Genomic DNA, 17,633 nt, shown 5'->3' on the forward strand with positions numbered 1-17,633 from the left:
TAAAATTAACATAATCATCCAAATCAAAAAAGAGGCGAAGTGCTCAGGCCGCATGAAATATAAAAAGGAGATTAGACAGCGGTCTAATCTCCTAACGAAGCGCAGCTTTAATCTGCTTCGTATAGTAGAAACGCACGATGAAAAAGTAGATGACCTGAATCGCGAAAAACACGCCGAGAACGATTGCAGATTCCGTAAAGAGATTGTACCGAAACGCATTCGATAATGCCGTGAGCGCCACCGCTCCATGAATCAGCGCAACGATAATAGGCGCAAAGAAAAGGATCGCCATCTGCCTTGTCAGCACCTTTTTCAGTTCGCGGCTGGTCAAGCCCATCTTGGATATCGCTTTAAATTTCTCTTTGTCTTCATCCAAATCGGTGTACAGGCGGAAATAAAGGAAGCTTCCCGCAGAAACGAAAAAGACGATTCCGATAAACAACCCGATGAACAACATGGGGCCATATCCCCTGCTGAGATCATAAACCTCGTAATCAACGGCCATGAAATTGAGCGGGTCGAGCTTATTGTTTAATATCTCTCCTGTTTTAATCAAAGACGTCTCGTCTTCCCCTTGTGCCTGCCACGCATAAAACCGTTCCTCTGATACCGGCTTTTTCAATTGTTCAAAATCTTCGTCAGAAACGACATAATACATTCCCGGCTTGCCCACTGCCCTTGAATACATGGCGTGATCGGCCTGAACCCGTTTGCCTGTTTTTAGCTCGATGGTCTCTTTGTTCCTCTCGATTTCATAGCTGCCGGCATAGCCGTCGAATTCAACCGCCGCGGCTTTTCCTTCAGCCAGCTTAAGGGGCTTCTCGCCGATCAGATCAGCAAGCCGATTGTAATCGGACAGCTTAACGAGCAATTGCTCTTCACCGTTTATCTTCACATACTTGAATTCCGCTTCTGCCTTTTGCGCCTTCACATTCCTGTCTCGCAGCGTCTGATTGATAAAAGCTGTATCTTGTTCTGCCTTTTTGTCATCTCCCCGCGACTGATATGTGAACGTATTCGGGTTCACGCTTTTTGTCGCTCCGAGCAAGACCGACTGCACACCGTAGAGCGTCCCGATTGCGCTGAACGCCACGGTAGAAATGATCGCCACCATAAAAAACGTCCGGGCGTTATCCTTTATGCGGTAGGAAAGGTCGGAAAATAAGAGCATGTTCGTTTTTCTCCAGAAAAGAGTTTCCCGTTTTTTGATCCTGCGGATGACATAGACGCTTAATTGCGTAAAGAGCAGGTACGTTCCGAGAATTACGACAACCGTCACCGGAAGCATGGCCAGAAAAACGCCGTTTCCTTTGGCGGTCAAAGCTGCATAATAGCCCGATGCAAGGAGAACGGCCGCTAAGATCGCCAAAAAGACGGATGCCTTCGGTTCTCCCTTCGGTTTCTTATTTCCCTTTAACAGGTCGATCAGCTTCCCGGTCCTGAGCACGAACGTCACGAGAAACGAAATAAACAAAAATAAAGCCGTAAACGAAACGAACGTGACAATGACCGCCATCAGCGGGAAGTAAAAATTAAGCCTGTTTTCAATAATGAGCACATTTTCGGCTGCGAGCAAGATCAATTTCGCGAATATAAGGCCGACAGCAATTCCGCCGATGGTGGCAAAAAACCCGATCAGCATATTTTCCAGGAAAACCATCATGCGGATTTGGCGCATCGACATCCCTTGGATCATTAATACCCCGAACTCTTTTTTCCTTGATTGAAGAAACGAGCTCATCGAATACAGAATAAAGAAGAACGAAAAGACGAAGATGATGCCGCCCGATACATACATGCCTGACAGCGCTTTAAGACCCATTCCGGACTGCCCTGCATCGCCATTGATCGCCGGATGGAACGTAAACATGGCAAACGTAAAAAACACCATCACCGTAAACATGCTGCTGAGAAAATAAGCGGCATAAAGCCTTTTATTGCGGAGGACGTTGTTAAACGCGAATTGACGAAAAGTCATTTGCATCCCCTCCCAATAAGGAAAGCGTGTCCAGAATCCTTTGGAAAAAGGCTTGGCGGTGATCGCCGCGGTTAATTTCCGAATACAGCTTTCCGTCTTTAATAAAGATCACCCGCTGGCAGTAGCTTGCCGCCTGGGGATCATGCGTGACAAGCATCATCGTCGTTTTCTCATGGCGATTGATCGATTCAAGCATTTCCATGACGTCTTTGGACGATTTGGAATCAAGATTTCCCGTCGGTTCATCGGCCAGCAGCAGCTTCGGCGAATGAATCATTGCCCTTGCCACAGCGGCACGCTGCGCCTGCCCTCCTGATATCTCAAATGTCCGCTTTTTCATAATGTGTGTAATCCCGAGTTTTTCAGCAAGGCTGTTCGCTTTCCGCTTCATCTCCCTGACCTTTTCCCCGTCAAGCGTCAAAGGAAGAACGATGTTTTCCTCAACCGTTAATGTGTGCAGAAGGTTGAAGTCCTGAAAGACGAATCCCAGTTCCCTGCGGCGGAACTTGGCCAGCTGTTCTTTTTTCAGCACATGCGGGTTCCTGCCGTTGATCAGAATTTCTCCAGTCGTCGGCTCGTCAATGGTTGCGATCATATTCAAAAGGGTCGTTTTCCCGCTTCCGGACGGCCCCATGATCCCGACAAACTCGCCTTCATCAATCGTTAAGTTAATATCGGTTAACGCCCTGTAGGCGATTTTTCCTTCGTATATTTTGCTCGCTTGTTTAACTTGAAGCATCACAAGATCTCCTTTCCTCTTTCGATCTGTGACTTTAGTCTATCTAAAAAAGCAAAGTCAAAACTATCGATTCTTCTTTCACTTTCCTTACATCGGTGTAAGGTTTTGCGTCGAAGTGAACATTATCCGGACCGTCGTACCTTTGCCTTCTTCTGAATCGAGCTCAAGGCGATGGCCGAGCTGATCGGCCGCCGTCTTTGTCAAATAAAGGCCCATTCCCGTTGATTCTCTAAACCTGCGGCCGTTTTCGCCCGTAAAAAACGGATCAAACACCCGCTTCCGGTCCGCTTCAGGAATTCCGACGCCGAAATCCGTCACTTCCAATACCGCTTCCGCTCCTTTTTCATAAAGGGAGATGATGATCGTGCTGCTTTTTCCCGCAGAATATTTCACCGCATTATTCACGAGCTGAGACAGCATAAAGAACAGCCATTTTTCATCTGTTTCAACCGTGAGGCCTTGCTTTTCTTCCTTGAACTTCGGATACACCCGGCTGCGGATATAGAGCCGTTTGTTGTCGCGGTTGACTTCATGGACGATATCAGCTAAAACGACCGGCTTGACGCGGAAATCCTGCTCAATCGTCCGAAGGCGGGCCATGTACAGAACCGTGTTCAATCCGGTCTTCATCCGCTCGGTCTCCTCGCGAATGCTCGACGATTCCGGCTCATCGAGATCCTGGGCCGTCAGCTCAATGACGGACAGCGGCGTTTTCATTTGGTGCACCCATTGCTCCATAAACGTAAGATGCTCTTTTTGCGCACGTTCCAACGTTTTCAATTCGTGCCGGTAATGCCTGTACTGGCTTTTCAAAAGCTCCTCAAGCGCTTCTGCCGCAGGGGCCCCGCCGTTTTTTTGAATGGATTCGTCAAGCGTCTCTAAGGGCCTTGCGAGGCGCCTGTAAAATTTGCGGCGCGTATAGTAATGATAAAAAAGATAGCAGCCGAGAAAGAAAAAACCGAGAAAAACGGCATACAAAAGGGGCTTGATGCTCCGGTATCCATCAAGCCAATACACCGATAACATGACGGTAAACTGCACGATTTGCACGCCGATCAGCAGATAATGCTCCTTGAAAAACAGCTTCATTCTTCTCCCGCCTTCACCCAGGATACATTCAGGCGATACCCGGCGCCCCTGACCGTTTCTACCGCGTCTTCGATGCCAAGCTCCAAAAATTTCTTTCTGACCCGTGTAATGTTGACATTGAGGGTGTTTTCGTCGACATACGCCTGATCGTCCCAAAGCTTGGCAAGCAGGTCTTCGCGGCCGGTGACCCTCGGATAGCGCTCCATTAAGCTTTCGATTATATCGGCTTCTTTTTTCGTCAAAGCAGCCGTTTTTGCTCCAAATGCTAATTCAAGCCTTTCCGGGAAAAGCCTGAGCCCATCCCTTTCCAGCATCCGCTCATCGGCCTTTGACGCATATTCGCCGTAAGCCCGGCGCAGCTGGCTGCGAACTTTCGCCATGACGATTTCAGAATGAAACGGCTTCGTAATAAAATCATCCCCTCCGTTTTCAAGCGCCATGACCTGATCCATTTCACCTGTCCGCGCCGATATAAACAAAACGGGGCAGATCGATTCCTGCCGGATCTGCCGGCACCAATAATAGCCGTCAAAGCTCGGCAGATTGACGTCGAGGAGTACAAGGTCAGGCCGTTCATTTCTGAATTCGTCCATCACGCGGTCAAAATCATGAACGACGTGTACGCGATAGCCGTATTTGATGATATGGGACCGCAGCAGTTCGGCGATTTTCGGATCGTCTTCCACAATCATAATGGTTTGCATGTTCCGTCTCTCCTTTGTTTGCGTCTATTATGACACGTTGCCCCGCGATTCACAAAATCTAATCTTACAAAAATGTAAGCGTACTGTAATTTGAATCAATGTCTTAGCCCGCCGATAATTTATAAAATGGGACTGAACAATAGAAAAGGGGAGAAGATGCAATGAAAAAGCTGGGAATCGGACTCGCCGCCTCTGTTTTGATCGTTTTTGGAGGACTGTTTGCCCTCCAAAAGACGACAGCGGGCCTCACCCCGCTGTCTGATAATTTTCTGAAAGGCCTTCCGGTTGAAGCATACTACGTCAAAACGACGGACGCTTACGAAAAGCTATGGAACGGCAAATACCGCTACACATTCACCGGATACGATAAAAACGGAAACAAGCAAAAAATCGTCAGGGTGATGGACAGAAAGCTGCGGGCAGGAGCTTATCTCAAAATGTATACCGTCGGAACCTACGGAAAAGGCTGGATTGAGATCGAGCGGGAGGAAGTGCCTCAAGGCGCTTTGGCGGAGATGAAATAAGCCGAGTGTCAGCTTTTTATTTGTTTGATATAGATCGTGGTGAAGGGGGCACTCCCCTTCATTTTTTCTTTGCAAACAGCAAACAAATGTTCTATTCTATAAGAAAGAACCTTACCCGCTGCCGAAAGGGGATTATTAAATGAGCATTGAACTTGCGCATTGCTCTGAAGAGCATTTGCCCGTTTTGAAAGGGTTTGAGCTTCCGGAAGAACAAAGACGCTTCACCGCGTTTCCTCGCGATGTTATGCAAGCGGCTGACGGACAATATCCGATCGTCATTGTCAGTGAAGCAACGCCTGTCGGATTTTTTTTGCTTCACTCAACAGAAAGAGTCAAAGACTATTCAACGAATCCGAACGCCATGCTGTTAACCGCGTTATCCATTGATCATAGACAGCAGAGAAAAGGCTTTGCCAAAAAAGGATTGCTGAAACTTGCGTCCTTTATTACACAAGAATTCAAACACTGCGATGAAATCGTGTTGGTTGTCAATCAAAAAAATGTTCCGGCCCGGCGTTTGTATGAGAAAGCCGGTTTTGCCGATACCGGAGAAAGAAAAATCGGCCCCATCGGAGAACAGATTGTCATGAAAATGCACATTCAATCGTCTCGTTAAGTTAGAAAGAGGCCTGACGCTAATGGCCCCGGCCTCTTTCGATTCGTGGTCAACGGACAATCGCACATGTATCGACATACTTTAACACGTTAATGGACGGCAGCGGACGGCCCGTAAAGTCAAACAATGCCTGACTGTCGACGGCGCTGCCGCCATACCACTTTCCGGCGTCTTCGGGATCGTATTCTGCGGCATAGCTTGTGGCCCATCCTGAACCGTACGTCTCCCAGATGCGTTTATTTTTCTCGAGATTGCGCGCGGGTCCGACCGGAATCCACGCCGCTTCCCAATAAAAAACCCCAATTCCCGCATCGCCTGCATCGGCTACAGCTTTAATGACATCCCTTACCGCATTTGCCTGGCCTTGAACCGTAATCGGATAGCGGAGCGTCTGGCCGTCTTTCGGCGCCGTATTTGCATGCCCGTCTCCGTCCTCAGCCGTGTAGGTGTACGATGTCTCGGCCACCATCACTTTTTTGCCGTACGTACCGGCCACATGTTTGAGCACGGACGTCAAATTTTGCAGCGTACCGTGCCAAAACGGGTAATACGAGCTTGCAAATACATCATAGTCGACGCGATTGTTGTTGAGCGTGCGGGCGATCGAAGCATAGCCTCCGGTTCGCTCGGGATTCGTAAAATGCAAGGCGACGAGAATGTTCGAATCTGTTTCCCGAACCGCTGTGCTTCCAGCATTAAAGAGCTCGCACATCTTTGACCAATCATTTTCCCCGGCCACCCCGCCGTTCGTTTCATTTCCGACCTGCACCATCCCGATGTTAATTCCCGCTGTCTTCATTGCTTGCAGGCTTTCTTTTGTATAGTTGTACAGCGCTGCTTTTTTGTTTTCGAAATTCATGTTTGTCCATGCCTTTGGCGCTTTTTGTTTAGCCGGATCGGCCCAGAAGTCGGAATAATGGAAGTCCGCCAGCAGTTTCATACCGTTTTCAGTCGCCCTTTTTCCGATGGCAATGGCTTTTTTCAGATCATTGTTGCCTCCCCCGTAGCCGTTTCCCTTTGCATCATAAGGGTTATGCCATATGCGCACCCTTACATAATTGACGCCCGCTTGTTTCAGCGTTTTGAAAATGTCCTGCTTTTTTCCGGCTTCATCGTAAAACGCTACACCGCTCTCTTCAAGGGCAATGATGCTTGAAACGTCCACACCCTTTATAAAATCTTTGTTAAGACCCGGCACTTTTTCCACAAAAATATCAGCCTTGACCGGCTTCTGAGCGGCTGCCCGGGCCGATCCTTGAAAAGAACCAATGATCATTATCAGCGTGAAAAAAACCGCAAACAGCGTTTTAACCCCTTTTCCTCCCATAATCACCCTCCTCATAATGAAAGCGTTATCATAAATGAGTAAAAATACATCCGCTCTCTATGGGCGGATGTTTCTCAGAAGCTAGTCTTTTTTTGCGTTCGCCACGATTCTGACTTCATATTTGTCCAGTGTCAAATCATCCGTAATGACTTCCCCTGTCACCATATCTCTCACGCTTGATTCAAACACAACAGGCTGTTTTTCCTCTGTAAAGTTCATGACAAAAATATAGTCATGCTCCCCGTCGCACCGAACCTGAACGGACACGCCTTTTTCATGCTTCACCGAATATGGAGGTTTGATCGACAGCTCTTCCATCAAATGCCCGTAAAAATCGCCGTGAAATTCGTCATTTAACCTCGCACCAATATAGTATGTTTTCCCTTTTTTGTATTGGTATTGATGGCTTGTTACGGCCGGCGTATTTGCGTAAAAATCGTCCTCATAGACGCCTTCCTGAACCGCCGTGTGCGTGCGAATGACGGTTGCATAGTCCGTCACTTCATACGATTTGTTTTGATAACGGACTGCATTTTTATCGCTTGGGTACAGCGTGTCTGTTTCTACGGGCTCCATGCCGAACATCTCTTGGAGATCCTGAGGCCACCCGGATAAATAGGTTAAGTCATGCTCGTTGACGATCCCGCTGATATAAGTCAGCACCAATGTGCCCCCGTCTGCAACAAATGCCTTGAGCCGGGCTATCGTTTCTTTACTTGCTAAATACAGCATCGGCGCAATCAGCAATCGATATGATGAAAAATCGTGTTCCTTCGTAATGACATCGACGGGAATATCCCGGTCCCAAAACGCCCGGTAATGCTGCTGCAATGTCTGAGGATAGCGCTTCGTCTTCATCCCGAACCCTTGTGCATCCTGAATCGCCCAATTGTTTTCCCAATCGTAAAGAATGGCCGTCTCCGCCGGACGATTGGTCCCGGCGACATCGGAAAGGCGTTCCAATGTTTGACCGATTTTGGAGACTTCTTGAAACACGCGGTTTTCCGGGCTATTGTCGTGGCCGACGACCGCTCCGTGAAATTTTTCTGAAGAACCGCGGGATTGCCGCCATTGAAAATAGAGGACGCTGTCAGATCCATGAGCGACCATCTGCATCGATGACAGCAAATTCATCCCCGGGCGCTTCGGTTTGTTCACATCATGCCAATTGACGCTGCTTGGCGTGGATTCCATTAACAGGAACGACTGCTGCTTCAGGCTCCTGTATAAGTCATTAATAAAACCGACTTTCGCCGCCAGATCGGCCGTGCTCTCCCAATCATTGTGCCATGCGGGATACGCATCCCAGCTGATCACGTCAACATGCTTGGCAAACTTGCTGTAATCGAGGCCCTGAAAAGGAATTAAATCGTATGTATCTGCCATGAAGTTTGTCGTGATGGGAATGTTCGGCGTGATTTCCCTTAAAGGAGCGATCTCATTGTGATAGAACGAAATCGTTTGGTCGGTGACAAACCGGCGCCAGTCCAAATTCAGACCGTGTACGGCGCTTTCCCCGATCGGAGAAGGGGATTCGATTTGCGACCAGTCGCTGTACGTATGGCTCCAAAAAGGCCCCCACCAGGCGTCATTCAACGCCTTCAGATCATCGTTGTATTTCTTTTTAAGCCAGTCTCTGAACGCGTTCTGACACTCCCCGCAGTGGCATTCCCCGCCGTATTCGTTCGACACGTGCCACATGAGGAGCGCCGGATGCCTGCCATACCTTTCGGCCAGCAAGCGATTGATGTCTCTCGTTTTTTCGCGGTATACGCGGGAAGTAAAACAATGATTATGCCTTGAACCGTGGAGCTGTTTCACCCTGGCTGCATTCACGCGCAGCACTTCGGGATATGTTTGCGACAGCCAGGCCGGGCGCGCTCCGCTTGGGGTCGCCAAAATCACCCGCCCCCCCATCCGGTGGATGCTGTCGAAAATCCCGTCCAGCCAGTCAAACGTATAGAAGCCTTCCTCAGGCTCAAGTGCGCTCCATGCAAAAATCCCCACAGAAAACGTATTAGCATGGGCAAGCTTCATCAATTTTACATCGTCCGCTAAAATATCGGGCCGATCAAGCCACTGCTCAGGATTGTAATCTCCTCCGTGAAGCATGAATTTTGCCTCTGTCGTATAAGATTTAGACATAATACTCTCCTTTTCATTCGTTTATCCTTTTGTTCCGCCTGCCGTTAATCCTGACACAAAATTCTTCTGCAGCATGATAAAGATGACGGCGACCGGTATGCTGATCAGAATGGCTCCGGCGGCAAACGTCGTATAGCTTGCTCCCATGACCTCATTCACTAAATTGTATAAGCCGATCGGCAGCGTATAAGATTCAGGCGAGCGCAAGATAGTCGACGACAATACGAAGTCTCCGAGCGGCCCGGTAAATCCGTTCATGGCGACTACCGCAATCATCGGCTTTGATAAAGGCATGATGATTTGCCAAAAGATCCTTGTGTTGCCGGCGCCGTCTATCTTGGCGCTTTCATCCAAATCAACCGGAATCGAGTCCATATAGCCTTTCATCAAATAGGTGTTCATCGGAATCTGTCCGCCGATATACAGCAAAATCAACAGCCAGTGGCTGTTCATCATTCCCAGCATTTGCGCCAAAACGAAGAGCGCGACTAAAGCCGAAAACTGCGGGATCATCTGCAGCAGCAAAAATAGCATCAGCGCGTTTTTTCTGCCCTTAAACCGGAATCTGGAAAAAGCATAAGCTGTAAAAGAAACGCTGATGACCGCTCCGATCATCGTAAATATGCTGATTTTCAGCGAATTGAGATACCATTTCCCATATTGAAGGCTCTGTTTTCCGGCAAATAATTCTTTATAATGATCCAATGTCGGATTGTCCGGAATGATCGATGTGCTGATCAAGCTGTTGCCTGGATTAAAACTGGCTCCCACGGTCCAAAGCAGGGGATAAATGATGACAACGATCATGAAAATCAATAGCGCGTAAGAGAAAAAAAGGCGGAAAAACTTTCTTTTTCTCATGTCTGTCAGCATCGTCTTAAGCCCCCTCTTTGAAAGAATTCGTCCGCCTGAACTGCCACAGTGCAATCGAAATGACAAAGACGGACAATAGAATCGTCAATGCCGCCGCCAAAGAATACTGGCTCGACTGCATCGTCAACTTATAAATCCAGGACACTAAAATATCGGTTCCCCCCGCGGTCGATCCGGGAACTGCCGGGCCGCCGCCATTGAAGAGATAGATAATGTTAAAGTTATTAAAATTAAAGGTGAACTGCGTAATAATAATCGGAGCCATGGCAATTAAGATCAGCGGCAGCGTAATGTGCCTGAACTTAGCAAAAACGGATGCACCGTCAATGGTTGCCGCTTCATAAAGGTCATCCGGGATCGACTGAAGGACGCCGGTCGTGACGATGAACACATACGGAAAACCGAGCCAGCCCTGCATAAGGATCAGCGCCAGTTTCGCCCAGCCCGCATTTGTCATCCAAGGAATCGGATCGATTCCTAAAGCAGCCAGAATCGTATGATTGACCGCGCCAAAACTGTCATTAAAAAGACCGGCAAAGACAAGGATCGTGACGAAACCGGGCACTGCCCAAGGCAAAACGAGAATCGTACGAAACAATTTTTTAAAGCGAATGTCTTTCTGGTTGACGACGACCGCCAGCAAAATCCCCAATCCGACCTGCAGGGAAGAAGCGACAAGCGTCCAGACGACAGTCCATGCCAGCACATCAAAAAAGGTCGAACGCCAAATATCAACGGTGAAAATCTCAGAAAATGTTTTCAGTCCCACCCAATCGACTAAATGTGCAGGCGGCGAATGGTATAAATTATAGTTTGTAAAGGCTAATGCAAAGCTGAATAAGATCGGGAAAACGACGGCAAAAATTAGGATAAACAGCGACGGACCGCTGATCACGTATGGATAGCCTTGAGAAATTAAATTTTGATATTGCTCTTTAAGGGAGCTTAATTCCTGATGTTCATCGCGCAATTTTCCGTTTTGATACGCATCCCTTAAATTTACGTAATATACGGCCAGTCCGAAACACGTGACAATCACGGCAATAATGCCTTGTGCCAGAAGAAAAATCGAGTTGTCGCGCGGCACTTCGGTTCCAAGCGTAAAGATGCCCCACAGTCCCATATTCAGCAGATCGCCAAAAACCGCGAAGAACGCTGCACCTAAAATAAGGAATAGCAGACCTTTTATCCATTGTTTATTGTAAAATTGGCCGAAGCCCGGAATAATCGATAATAGCAAAGCCGTTTTGCGATGCTGCACCTTCTCTTTCACCTCTTTATACGGACGTCCTTATGATGAAATGGCGCCAATTCGCCTGACGCCATTCCCCATCACTTGCCGCTGTGTTTGGCCTTGATTTGTCCTTGAATCGTTTCAACAGCTTGATCCAACGCTTTTTTCGGCTCTGCTTTGCCTGTTGCGATGGTTTGCAGCGCCGCATCGGCCGGTGTCCATACTTCATTCATCTCAGGAATATTCGGCGTCAATTCTGAGAACTTTGACTGTTCGGCAACGGCTTTGGCGGCTTCGCTTTTTGTAACGGCCGGATCATCCGCCAATGCTTTGACGGCCGGGACTTCTTTTGTGACCTCATACCGCTTTTTCGAATTTTCTTTATTGGCGAGGAAGACGGCCAATTGTTCCGCAAGTTTGGCATTTTTTGAGTAAGCGCTGACATTGTAGCTTTTTACGCCAATAAAAGCGCTCATATTTTTGCCGTTTGGCAGCTCAGGCAGCTTCGCCACGCCGTAATTGATCCCCGATTTTTTGAACGGCTCCAAATTCCACGGGCCGGAAATGATCGCCGCCGCTTTCCCTTCCGTAAACAGCGATTCCAGTACATTTATGCCCTGCTCTCCGATGATGCCCGCCGGGAACAATCCTTCTTTATAAAACTTCTCTATGTACGCTGCGCCTTCGATTGCACCTTTTTGGTTCAAACCGATGTCAGCCGGATCATAGCTGCCGTCGCCTTTGCTTTTAAAAATGTACCCGCCGTAGCCGCTCATGACGCTTTCGGCATAATAAATCTGATCGAATAAGGCCAAAAAGCCGTATTTCTTGCCGTCTGTCACTTTTTTCGAGTATTCATACCACTCATCCAGCGTTTTCGGCAGTTCTTTCTCGGAAATCAGGTCTTTATTATAGTAGAGCATCGTCGTTTCGACCGCTTTCGGCAGTCCGTAGACTTTGCCGTTTATCATTTGCGATTTCATCGCAGCGTCGGTATAGATCGATTGAACGTCTTTACCGATCGACAATTCCTTGATCAAACCTTCCGTTACCGCCGTGCCGATTTGGTCTCCGGGCATCGTCAGAACATCGGGCCCCGTGCCGGCCGGTCCATCCATTCGTAAATCTTCGATTTGTTTGGCATATGGTTTTTCAATGACTTTGACAGAGACGTTATGCTCCTTTTCAAACTGGGCAACAGCATCTTGAATGCCTTCCGCCTTCTCTTTATCCTCCCAGATTACCAGTTCCTTTTTATCCGAGCTTGAGGCTTCATTGCTGCTTTCTTTCGGGCCGCATGCAGCTAATGATACGGATAAAGCCATGATACTGAACATTCCAACGTACTTTTTCAATTTCATCGTTTGTCTCATTCCTTTAAATGAATTGAAAACGCTTTACAGAATCAATATAGCACGGCCAAGAAAAACTGTAAACAACTTTTTTACTTAAAAAGGTAAAATATTTTACGAAAAATAAAACACGGCTTATTGAAAGCCGTGCCCTTGTTTTATTTTGTACTTTTTCTTACCACCAGTTCAGCCCCAAGATACAGCGTCTTCACGATGTTCCGCTTTTCTAATACCCGTTCGAGCAGAAGCTCAATGGCGTTTTTGCACAATTCTCCGATATCAATATGAAACGTCGTCAGCGGAGGCGATACATATTTGGAGACGCTGATGTTGTTGATGCTGATGATGCTGACCCTGCCCGGTATGGCGATCCCTTTTTCATTCAACGCTTGGAGACAGCCGACAGCAATCGGGTCCGCCGCCGTGAAGAAAGCCGTCGGCAGCTTTTCGCCGAGCTCTTTGATCGCTTTGCCCATCAGATGGTAGCCGTTTTCGACGGAAAAGCCTCTGCGGCAAAACATATAATGTTCCTCAAGCAGCCCTTTTTCGCTCATATAAGCGCGAAATGTCCGTTCCCGTATGTCCATCTCATCTTTGTCTGTGTTCGGGTTGTAATAAGTTCCGCCGATAAACCCGATCTTTTCGTGCCCCTTTTCAATAAGAAAATCGACCGTTTTTTTGGTCATTTGCAATAAATCGGGCCTTACCGAATCAAAATGATCGGGATCAGGGGAAGAATCAATAAAAACTCCGTGCGGCGTAATGCTCCGCAAATAGGCGAGTTCTTTTTCCGAAAACGACCCGACTGCGATGAATCCCCCGATATCCTCGGGGATGGCCTCGACGCCGTCGGAAATTTTATACGTGGTCAGTTCCACGTTAAACTTGCTTGCCAGCTTCTCGATTTCCAGCCTCATCGTTTTAAAATAAACGTCTTCCAGCTCTTCTTTATCGGTCAGCCAGTATAAAAAGGCAATGTTTTTCACCAGCATTCTGACCGTTTTCTTCCGGTAGTTCAGCTTTTCCGCCACTTCAAATATTTTTTTCCGTGTCTCATCAGGCACAGAAAGGGTCGAATCATTATTCAAAACGCGGGAAACCGTTGAAATTGAATACCCTGCCGCTTCTGCCACTTCTTTAATAGTCGCCACGATTTTAACCTCCATGAGCCGATCTCTTTAGTAAAATATTTTACTAATTTAACTTGTATTTCTCCAAAAGTCAAGTGCTGATCCTCCCGCTGAAAATTTTACAAATTGACAAAACACTTTTTATTGCGCCGCTTCATCAGACATAGTACACTTGGATTAACTTAATTAAATTAATTTATTAAGTTTGGCCAATGTCAAAATAATAGGAGGAATTATGAATACTGCTTCTTCTTTATTAAACGAATTTCGTTCTATTTTTGGTACGGCAAAGACGCCCAGAACTTTTTTTGCCCCGGGGAGAATCAACTTGATCGGCGAGCATACGGATTACAACGGAGGTCATGTCTTCCCCGCTTCTATTTCGTATGGTACGTATGCGCTTGGTGTGAAGCGGGACGATTCGAAAATCCGTTTTTACTCGATGAATTTTCCCGACGCCGGAGTCATTGAATGCGACCTGTCCGATTTAGCTTTTGACACATCTCACAAGTGGGCAAATTATCCGAAGGGCATGTTTCTTTTTATGAAAGAAGCGGGCTGCAGCATTTCTCACGGCGCTGATATTTTGTATTACGGAAATATTCCGCACGGAGCCGGGCTCTCTTCTTCTGCCTCGATTGAACTTGCAACAGGCGTTCTGTTGAACGGACTTTTTGAATTGAATATGGAACCCGTACCCATGATTAAACTTGGACAAAAAGTAGAAAACGAATACATCGGCCTCAACAGCGGAATCATGGATCAATTCGCAATCGGCATGGGGAAAAAGGATCATGCCATCCTCTTGAACTGCAGCACGCTGGAATACAAATACGCACCGGTCGTATTGAATGACCATGTGATTCTGATCATCAATACGAATAAGCGGCGCGATCTGGCAGGCTCCAAGTACAATGAAAGGCGCACTCAATGCGAAGCGGCGCTGAGCGATTTGCAAAAGGAGAGAGCCATCGAAAGCCTCGGCGAATTGACAATCGGGGAATTTGACGCCTTCCAACACCTGATCCGCGATGATATCAATCGAAAACGCGCCAGGCACGCCGTATATGAAAACGCCCGGACTTTAGATGCGCTGGAAAAGCTTCGAGAAGGCGATCTCATCGGTTTTGGCAAGCTGATGAACGAGTCTCATCTATCCTTAAAACACGATTATGAAGTAACAGGACTTGAGCTTGATACGATTGTAGAAACCGCTTGGGACCAGCCGGGAGTGCTGGGCGCCCGCATGACCGGAGCCGGATTCGGCGGCTGCGCGATTGCGATCGTTGAGAAGGAAAAAGCTGATGATGTAAAGAAAAGCATTCATGCCGTATACCGTGAAAAGGTAGGATATGAGCCGGCGTTTTATACAGCAGAGATTAGCGACGGTGCAAAAGAAATCGAGAAAGGAGCATTCATATGAGCGTGTTGGTTTTAGGCGGAGCCGGCTATATCGGTTCACATGCCGTCTATCAGCTAATTGACAAAGGTGAAAGCGTTGTAATCGTTGATAATCTTGAAACGGGCCAAAGAAAAGCCGTACACCCCGAGGCTCATTTTTATGAAGGAGACGTGCGGGACATCGATTTTCTTCGTTCGGTTTTTCAAAAAGAACAGATCGATGATGTGATCCATTTCGCCGCTAATTCGCTTGTCGGCGAATCGATGAAGCATCCCCTCAAATACTTTGATAACAATGTGTATGGGACGCAGGTTCTGCTTCAGGTCATGATCGAATACGGGGTGAAGAACATCGTGTTCTCCTCGACCGCGGCCGTCTATGGGGAACCCGAATCTGTACCGATTACAGAGGAGATGCCGGCCGTTCCGACCAGTACGTACGGGGAAACGAAGCTGATCATGGAGAAGTTGATCAAGCGGACTGACGAAGCCCACGGCATCAACTATGTCTCTCTGCGCTATTTTAATGTCGCAGGAGCAAGGGAAACGGGGGATATCGGCGAAGACCACCGCCCTGAAACACACCTCGTCCCGATTATATTGCAGACGACTCTCGGACAAAGATCACACATTACCATTTTCGGCGGCGATTATGACACTCCCGACGGAACCTGCATCCGCGACTACGTCCATGTTGAAGACCTGATCGATGCCCACTTGTTGGCATTGGATTACTTGCGAAACGGCGGCAAAAGCGACGTATTCAACCTCGGAAGCAGCCGGGGTTTTTCGGTAAAAGAAATGATCGATGCCGCAAGAACGGTAACAGGCAGAGAGATCCCCGCGAACATCGGCGACCGGAGAGCCGGCGATCCAAGCATTTTAATAGCAGGCTCCTCTAAAGCAAAACGAGTGCTCGGCTGGAAACCGTCGCGCACGTCCGTCGCCAAAATCATCGAAGACGCCTGGAAATGGCATTCCTCACATCCACACGGCTACGGAAAAGGAGAGTAACATTGGTTTACAAATATATTGAGAGCCTTATTCAAAAAGCGCTTGCAGCGGAATTAATCGAACCGGCCGACGTCAATTACGCGCGAAATCAAGTATTGAACCAGCTCGGGCTGGCGTCGTTCCCCGAAGAGAAGATTGAAACAATCGATGAATCCATTCCCGACCTGCTTGAAAGCTTAATCGCATGCGCCGTCAAACAGGGCGTTATAACAGACGCCCCGGAGGCGAAAGAAATATTGTCGGCAAATATCATGAATTGCTTTGTCGCAAGACCTTCCGTGATCAATGCGATTTTCAACCAAAAGTATCATCAATCGCCCCTTGCGGCAACCGGCTATTTTTACCGTCTCAGCAAAAACAGCAATTACATCCAAACGAAGCAGATCGCCAAAAATATTTCTTATCAAGCGGACACCTTCTACGGTCAAATGGATATTACGATCAATTTGTCAAAGCCCGAAAAAGACCCTGAACAAATCAAACGGGAGCGCGCGGCAAAGCAGGCAGGGAGCTACCCGAAATGCCTGTTGTGCAAGGAAAATGAAGGATACGCAGGGCGTCTTGGACATCCGGCGCGGGCCAGCCACAGGATCATCAGGATTCCGCTGCTTGAGGAAAATTGGTATTTTCAATATTCGCCGTACGCGTATTATACCGAACATAGCATTTTGTTTTCCGAAGAGCACCGCGAGATGAAAATCGACAAAAATGCATTTAAACGATTGCTCGTGTTTACCGACAAATTTCCGCATTATTTCATCGGGTCAAATGCCGATTTGCCGATCGTCGGAGGATCGATCCTTAGCCACGACCATTACCAGGCCGGACGCTACGAGTTTGCCATGACCCGCGCGGATGATGCATTTTCGTTTCAATTGAAGAAACATCCGGAGATTGCAGCTTCTGTTTTAAAATGGCCGATGTCGGTCATCCGCTTAAAAGGAAGAGAAATCGACCGCCTTACCGATGCAGCGGGTGACATTCTGCACGCTTGGAAAAACTACTCGGATGCACAAGCAGACGTCCTTGCGTTTACTGGTGACACGCCGCATAACACGATTACACCAATTGCGAGAAACAGAAGCGGGATATTTGAACTCGATCTCGTTCTGAGAAACAACCGGACTTCAGCTCAACATCCGCTCGGCATTTTTCATCCGCATGCAGACGTTCACCATATCAAAAAGGAAAATATCGGCTTGATCGAGGTCATGGGGCTGGCCGTTCTGCCGCCGAGGCTGAAAGACGAGTTGGCGGCGGTCAAGGAATTTCTGTCAGGCCGTCCAAGCGGCGTGGAACCGTATCACGAGGAATGGGCCGAACAGCTGAAAGATCAATACGGGACGGTTTCCGACCCCAAAGAGGCTGAATCGATCGTAAGGGAAGAACTCGGAAAGAAATTTGTAAAAGCGCTCGAAGACGCAGGGGTATTAAAAGACCGTGAGGCTTACCTCCGGTTTATTGATACGGTCAATAAAGGCTGAACCTTTAAGCTTGGTTCAGCCTT

15 protein-coding genes are annotated in these 17,633 nt (G+C 47.8%); 5 read left to right on the top strand and 10 right to left on the bottom strand.

Annotation, left to right across the window (positions count from 1 at the left end):
- Positions 1–91: 91 nt before the first annotated feature.
- The 4 genes from NSQ39_RS20315 to NSQ39_RS20330 form a co-directional block, all read right to left on the bottom strand.
- Positions 92–1,978: an FtsX-like permease family protein gene (locus tag NSQ39_RS20315; RefSeq protein ID WP_175075934.1), complete on the bottom strand. Its 1,887-nt coding sequence runs from the start codon at positions 1,976–1,978 to the stop codon at positions 92–94.
- On the bottom strand, positions 1,953–2,717 hold the full coding sequence (locus NSQ39_RS20320; RefSeq protein ID WP_046130547.1) for an ABC transporter ATP-binding protein: 765 nt from the start codon (positions 2,715–2,717) through the stop codon (positions 1,953–1,955). Before NSQ39_RS20320 ends, NSQ39_RS20315 begins: the two co-directional genes overlap by 26 nt.
- An 87-nt stretch (positions 2,718–2,804) precedes the next feature.
- A complete protein-coding gene (locus tag NSQ39_RS20325; RefSeq protein ID WP_046130548.1) occupies positions 2,805–3,806 on the bottom strand; it encodes a sensor histidine kinase in 1,002 nt (333 codons plus the stop codon).
- Positions 3,803–4,510, bottom strand: coding sequence for a response regulator transcription factor (locus NSQ39_RS20330; protein ID WP_046130549.1), 708 nt, complete (start codon positions 4,508–4,510; stop codon positions 3,803–3,805). The genes NSQ39_RS20325 and NSQ39_RS20330 overlap by 4 nt, the downstream gene beginning before the upstream one ends.
- A gap of 161 nt (positions 4,511–4,671) precedes the next feature.
- On the opposite strand from NSQ39_RS20330, the gene NSQ39_RS20335 reads away from it, so the two are divergent.
- Both NSQ39_RS20335 and NSQ39_RS20340 read left to right on the top strand, forming a co-directional pair.
- Positions 4,672–5,034: a YxeA family protein gene (locus tag NSQ39_RS20335; protein WP_046130550.1), complete on the top strand. Its 363-nt coding sequence runs from the start codon at positions 4,672–4,674 to the stop codon at positions 5,032–5,034.
- 139 nt (positions 5,035–5,173) lie between these two features.
- Complete coding sequence (locus NSQ39_RS20340) at positions 5,174–5,650, top strand: GNAT family N-acetyltransferase (protein ID WP_175075933.1); 477 nt, start codon at positions 5,174–5,176, stop codon at positions 5,648–5,650.
- Positions 5,651–5,699: 49 nt separating this feature from the next.
- Here NSQ39_RS20340 and NSQ39_RS20345 read toward each other — a convergent pair whose 3' ends face one another.
- The 6 genes from NSQ39_RS20345 to NSQ39_RS20370 form a co-directional block, all read right to left on the bottom strand.
- Positions 5,700–6,926, bottom strand: a complete 1,227-nt coding sequence (locus NSQ39_RS20345; protein WP_341017006.1) for an arabinogalactan endo-1,4-beta-galactosidase — start codon at positions 6,924–6,926, stop codon at positions 5,700–5,702.
- A gap of 132 nt (positions 6,927–7,058) precedes the next feature.
- The gene (locus NSQ39_RS20350; RefSeq protein WP_272901827.1) at positions 7,059–9,122 is read right to left on the bottom strand and encodes a beta-galactosidase; all 2,064 of its coding nucleotides are present in this window, start codon (positions 9,120–9,122) and stop codon (positions 7,059–7,061) included.
- 21 nt (positions 9,123–9,143) lie between these two features.
- On the bottom strand, positions 9,144–9,995 hold the full coding sequence (locus NSQ39_RS20355) for a sugar ABC transporter permease (RefSeq protein WP_099047083.1): 852 nt from the start codon (positions 9,993–9,995) through the stop codon (positions 9,144–9,146).
- Between the two features lie 4 nt (positions 9,996–9,999).
- Positions 10,000–11,256 (bottom strand): carbohydrate ABC transporter permease, encoded by a 1,257-nt coding sequence (locus NSQ39_RS20360; protein ID WP_046130554.1) that lies wholly within the window; start codon positions 11,254–11,256, stop codon positions 10,000–10,002.
- Between the two features lie 71 nt (positions 11,257–11,327).
- Positions 11,328–12,590 (bottom strand): sugar ABC transporter substrate-binding protein, encoded by a 1,263-nt coding sequence (locus NSQ39_RS20365; protein ID WP_046130555.1) that lies wholly within the window; start codon positions 12,588–12,590, stop codon positions 11,328–11,330.
- 149 nt (positions 12,591–12,739) lie between these two features.
- The gene (locus NSQ39_RS20370; RefSeq protein ID WP_046130597.1) at positions 12,740–13,732 is read right to left on the bottom strand and encodes a LacI family DNA-binding transcriptional regulator; all 993 of its coding nucleotides are present in this window, start codon (positions 13,730–13,732) and stop codon (positions 12,740–12,742) included.
- A gap of 214 nt (positions 13,733–13,946) precedes the next feature.
- Here NSQ39_RS20370 and NSQ39_RS20375 point away from each other — a divergent pair, with 214 nt between their 5' ends.
- Genes NSQ39_RS20375 through NSQ39_RS20385 form a run of 3 tightly spaced genes read left to right on the top strand, consistent with a single transcriptional unit; the run spans position 13,947 to position 17,610 of the window.
- A complete protein-coding gene (locus NSQ39_RS20375) occupies positions 13,947–15,134 on the top strand; it encodes a galactokinase (protein WP_046130556.1) in 1,188 nt (395 codons plus the stop codon).
- Positions 15,131–16,126, top strand: coding sequence for a UDP-glucose 4-epimerase GalE (gene galE, locus NSQ39_RS20380; RefSeq protein WP_175075931.1), 996 nt, complete (start codon positions 15,131–15,133; stop codon positions 16,124–16,126). The genes NSQ39_RS20375 and galE overlap by 4 nt, the downstream gene beginning before the upstream one ends.
- Positions 16,084–17,610 carry a UDP-glucose--hexose-1-phosphate uridylyltransferase gene (locus NSQ39_RS20385; protein ID WP_373688008.1) on the top strand — a complete coding sequence of 509 codons (1,527 nt, stop codon included), beginning with the start codon at positions 16,084–16,086 and terminating at the stop codon, positions 17,608–17,610. Before galE ends, NSQ39_RS20385 begins: the two co-directional genes overlap by 43 nt.
- Positions 17,611–17,633: the final 23 nt, after the last annotated feature.

Source organism: Bacillus sp. FSL W8-0848, assembly GCF_038007805.1.
In the GTDB taxonomy this organism is placed as follows: Bacteria; Bacillota; Bacilli; order Bacillales; family Bacillaceae; genus Bacillus; species Bacillus glycinifermentans.

Excerpts from the sequence above, each read along its gene's own strand:
- NSQ39_RS20315 (WP_175075934.1), bottom strand. The coding sequence starts at position 1,978 with ATGACTTTTCGTCAATTCGCGTTTAACAACGTCCTCCGCAATAAAAGG.
- NSQ39_RS20320 (WP_046130547.1), bottom strand. The coding sequence starts at position 2,717 with ATGCTTCAAGTTAAACAAGCGAGCAAAATATACGAAGGAAAAATCGCC.
- NSQ39_RS20325 (WP_046130548.1), bottom strand. The coding sequence starts at position 3,806 with ATGAAGCTGTTTTTCAAGGAGCATTATCTGCTGATCGGCGTGCAAATC.
- NSQ39_RS20330 (WP_046130549.1), bottom strand. The coding sequence starts at position 4,510 with ATGCAAACCATTATGATTGTGGAAGACGATCCGAAAATCGCCGAACTG.
- NSQ39_RS20335 (WP_046130550.1), top strand. The coding sequence starts at position 4,672 with ATGAAAAAGCTGGGAATCGGACTCGCCGCCTCTGTTTTGATCGTTTTT.
- NSQ39_RS20340 (WP_175075933.1), top strand. The coding sequence starts at position 5,174 with ATGAGCATTGAACTTGCGCATTGCTCTGAAGAGCATTTGCCCGTTTTG.
- NSQ39_RS20345 (WP_341017006.1), bottom strand. The coding sequence starts at position 6,926 with ATGATCATTGGTTCTTTTCAAGGATCGGCCCGGGCAGCCGCTCAGAAG.
- NSQ39_RS20350 (WP_272901827.1), bottom strand. The coding sequence starts at position 9,122 with ATGTCTAAATCTTATACGACAGAGGCAAAATTCATGCTTCACGGAGGA.
- NSQ39_RS20355 (WP_099047083.1), bottom strand. The coding sequence starts at position 9,995 with ATGCTGACAGACATGAGAAAAAGAAAGTTTTTCCGCCTTTTTTTCTCT.
- NSQ39_RS20365 (WP_046130555.1), bottom strand. The coding sequence starts at position 12,590 with ATGAAATTGAAAAAGTACGTTGGAATGTTCAGTATCATGGCTTTATCC.
- NSQ39_RS20375 (WP_046130556.1), top strand. The coding sequence starts at position 13,947 with ATGAATACTGCTTCTTCTTTATTAAACGAATTTCGTTCTATTTTTGGT.
- galE (WP_175075931.1), top strand. The coding sequence starts at position 15,131 with ATGAGCGTGTTGGTTTTAGGCGGAGCCGGCTATATCGGTTCACATGCC.
- NSQ39_RS20385 (WP_373688008.1), top strand. The coding sequence starts at position 16,084 with ATGGCATTCCTCACATCCACACGGCTACGGAAAAGGAGAGTAACATTG.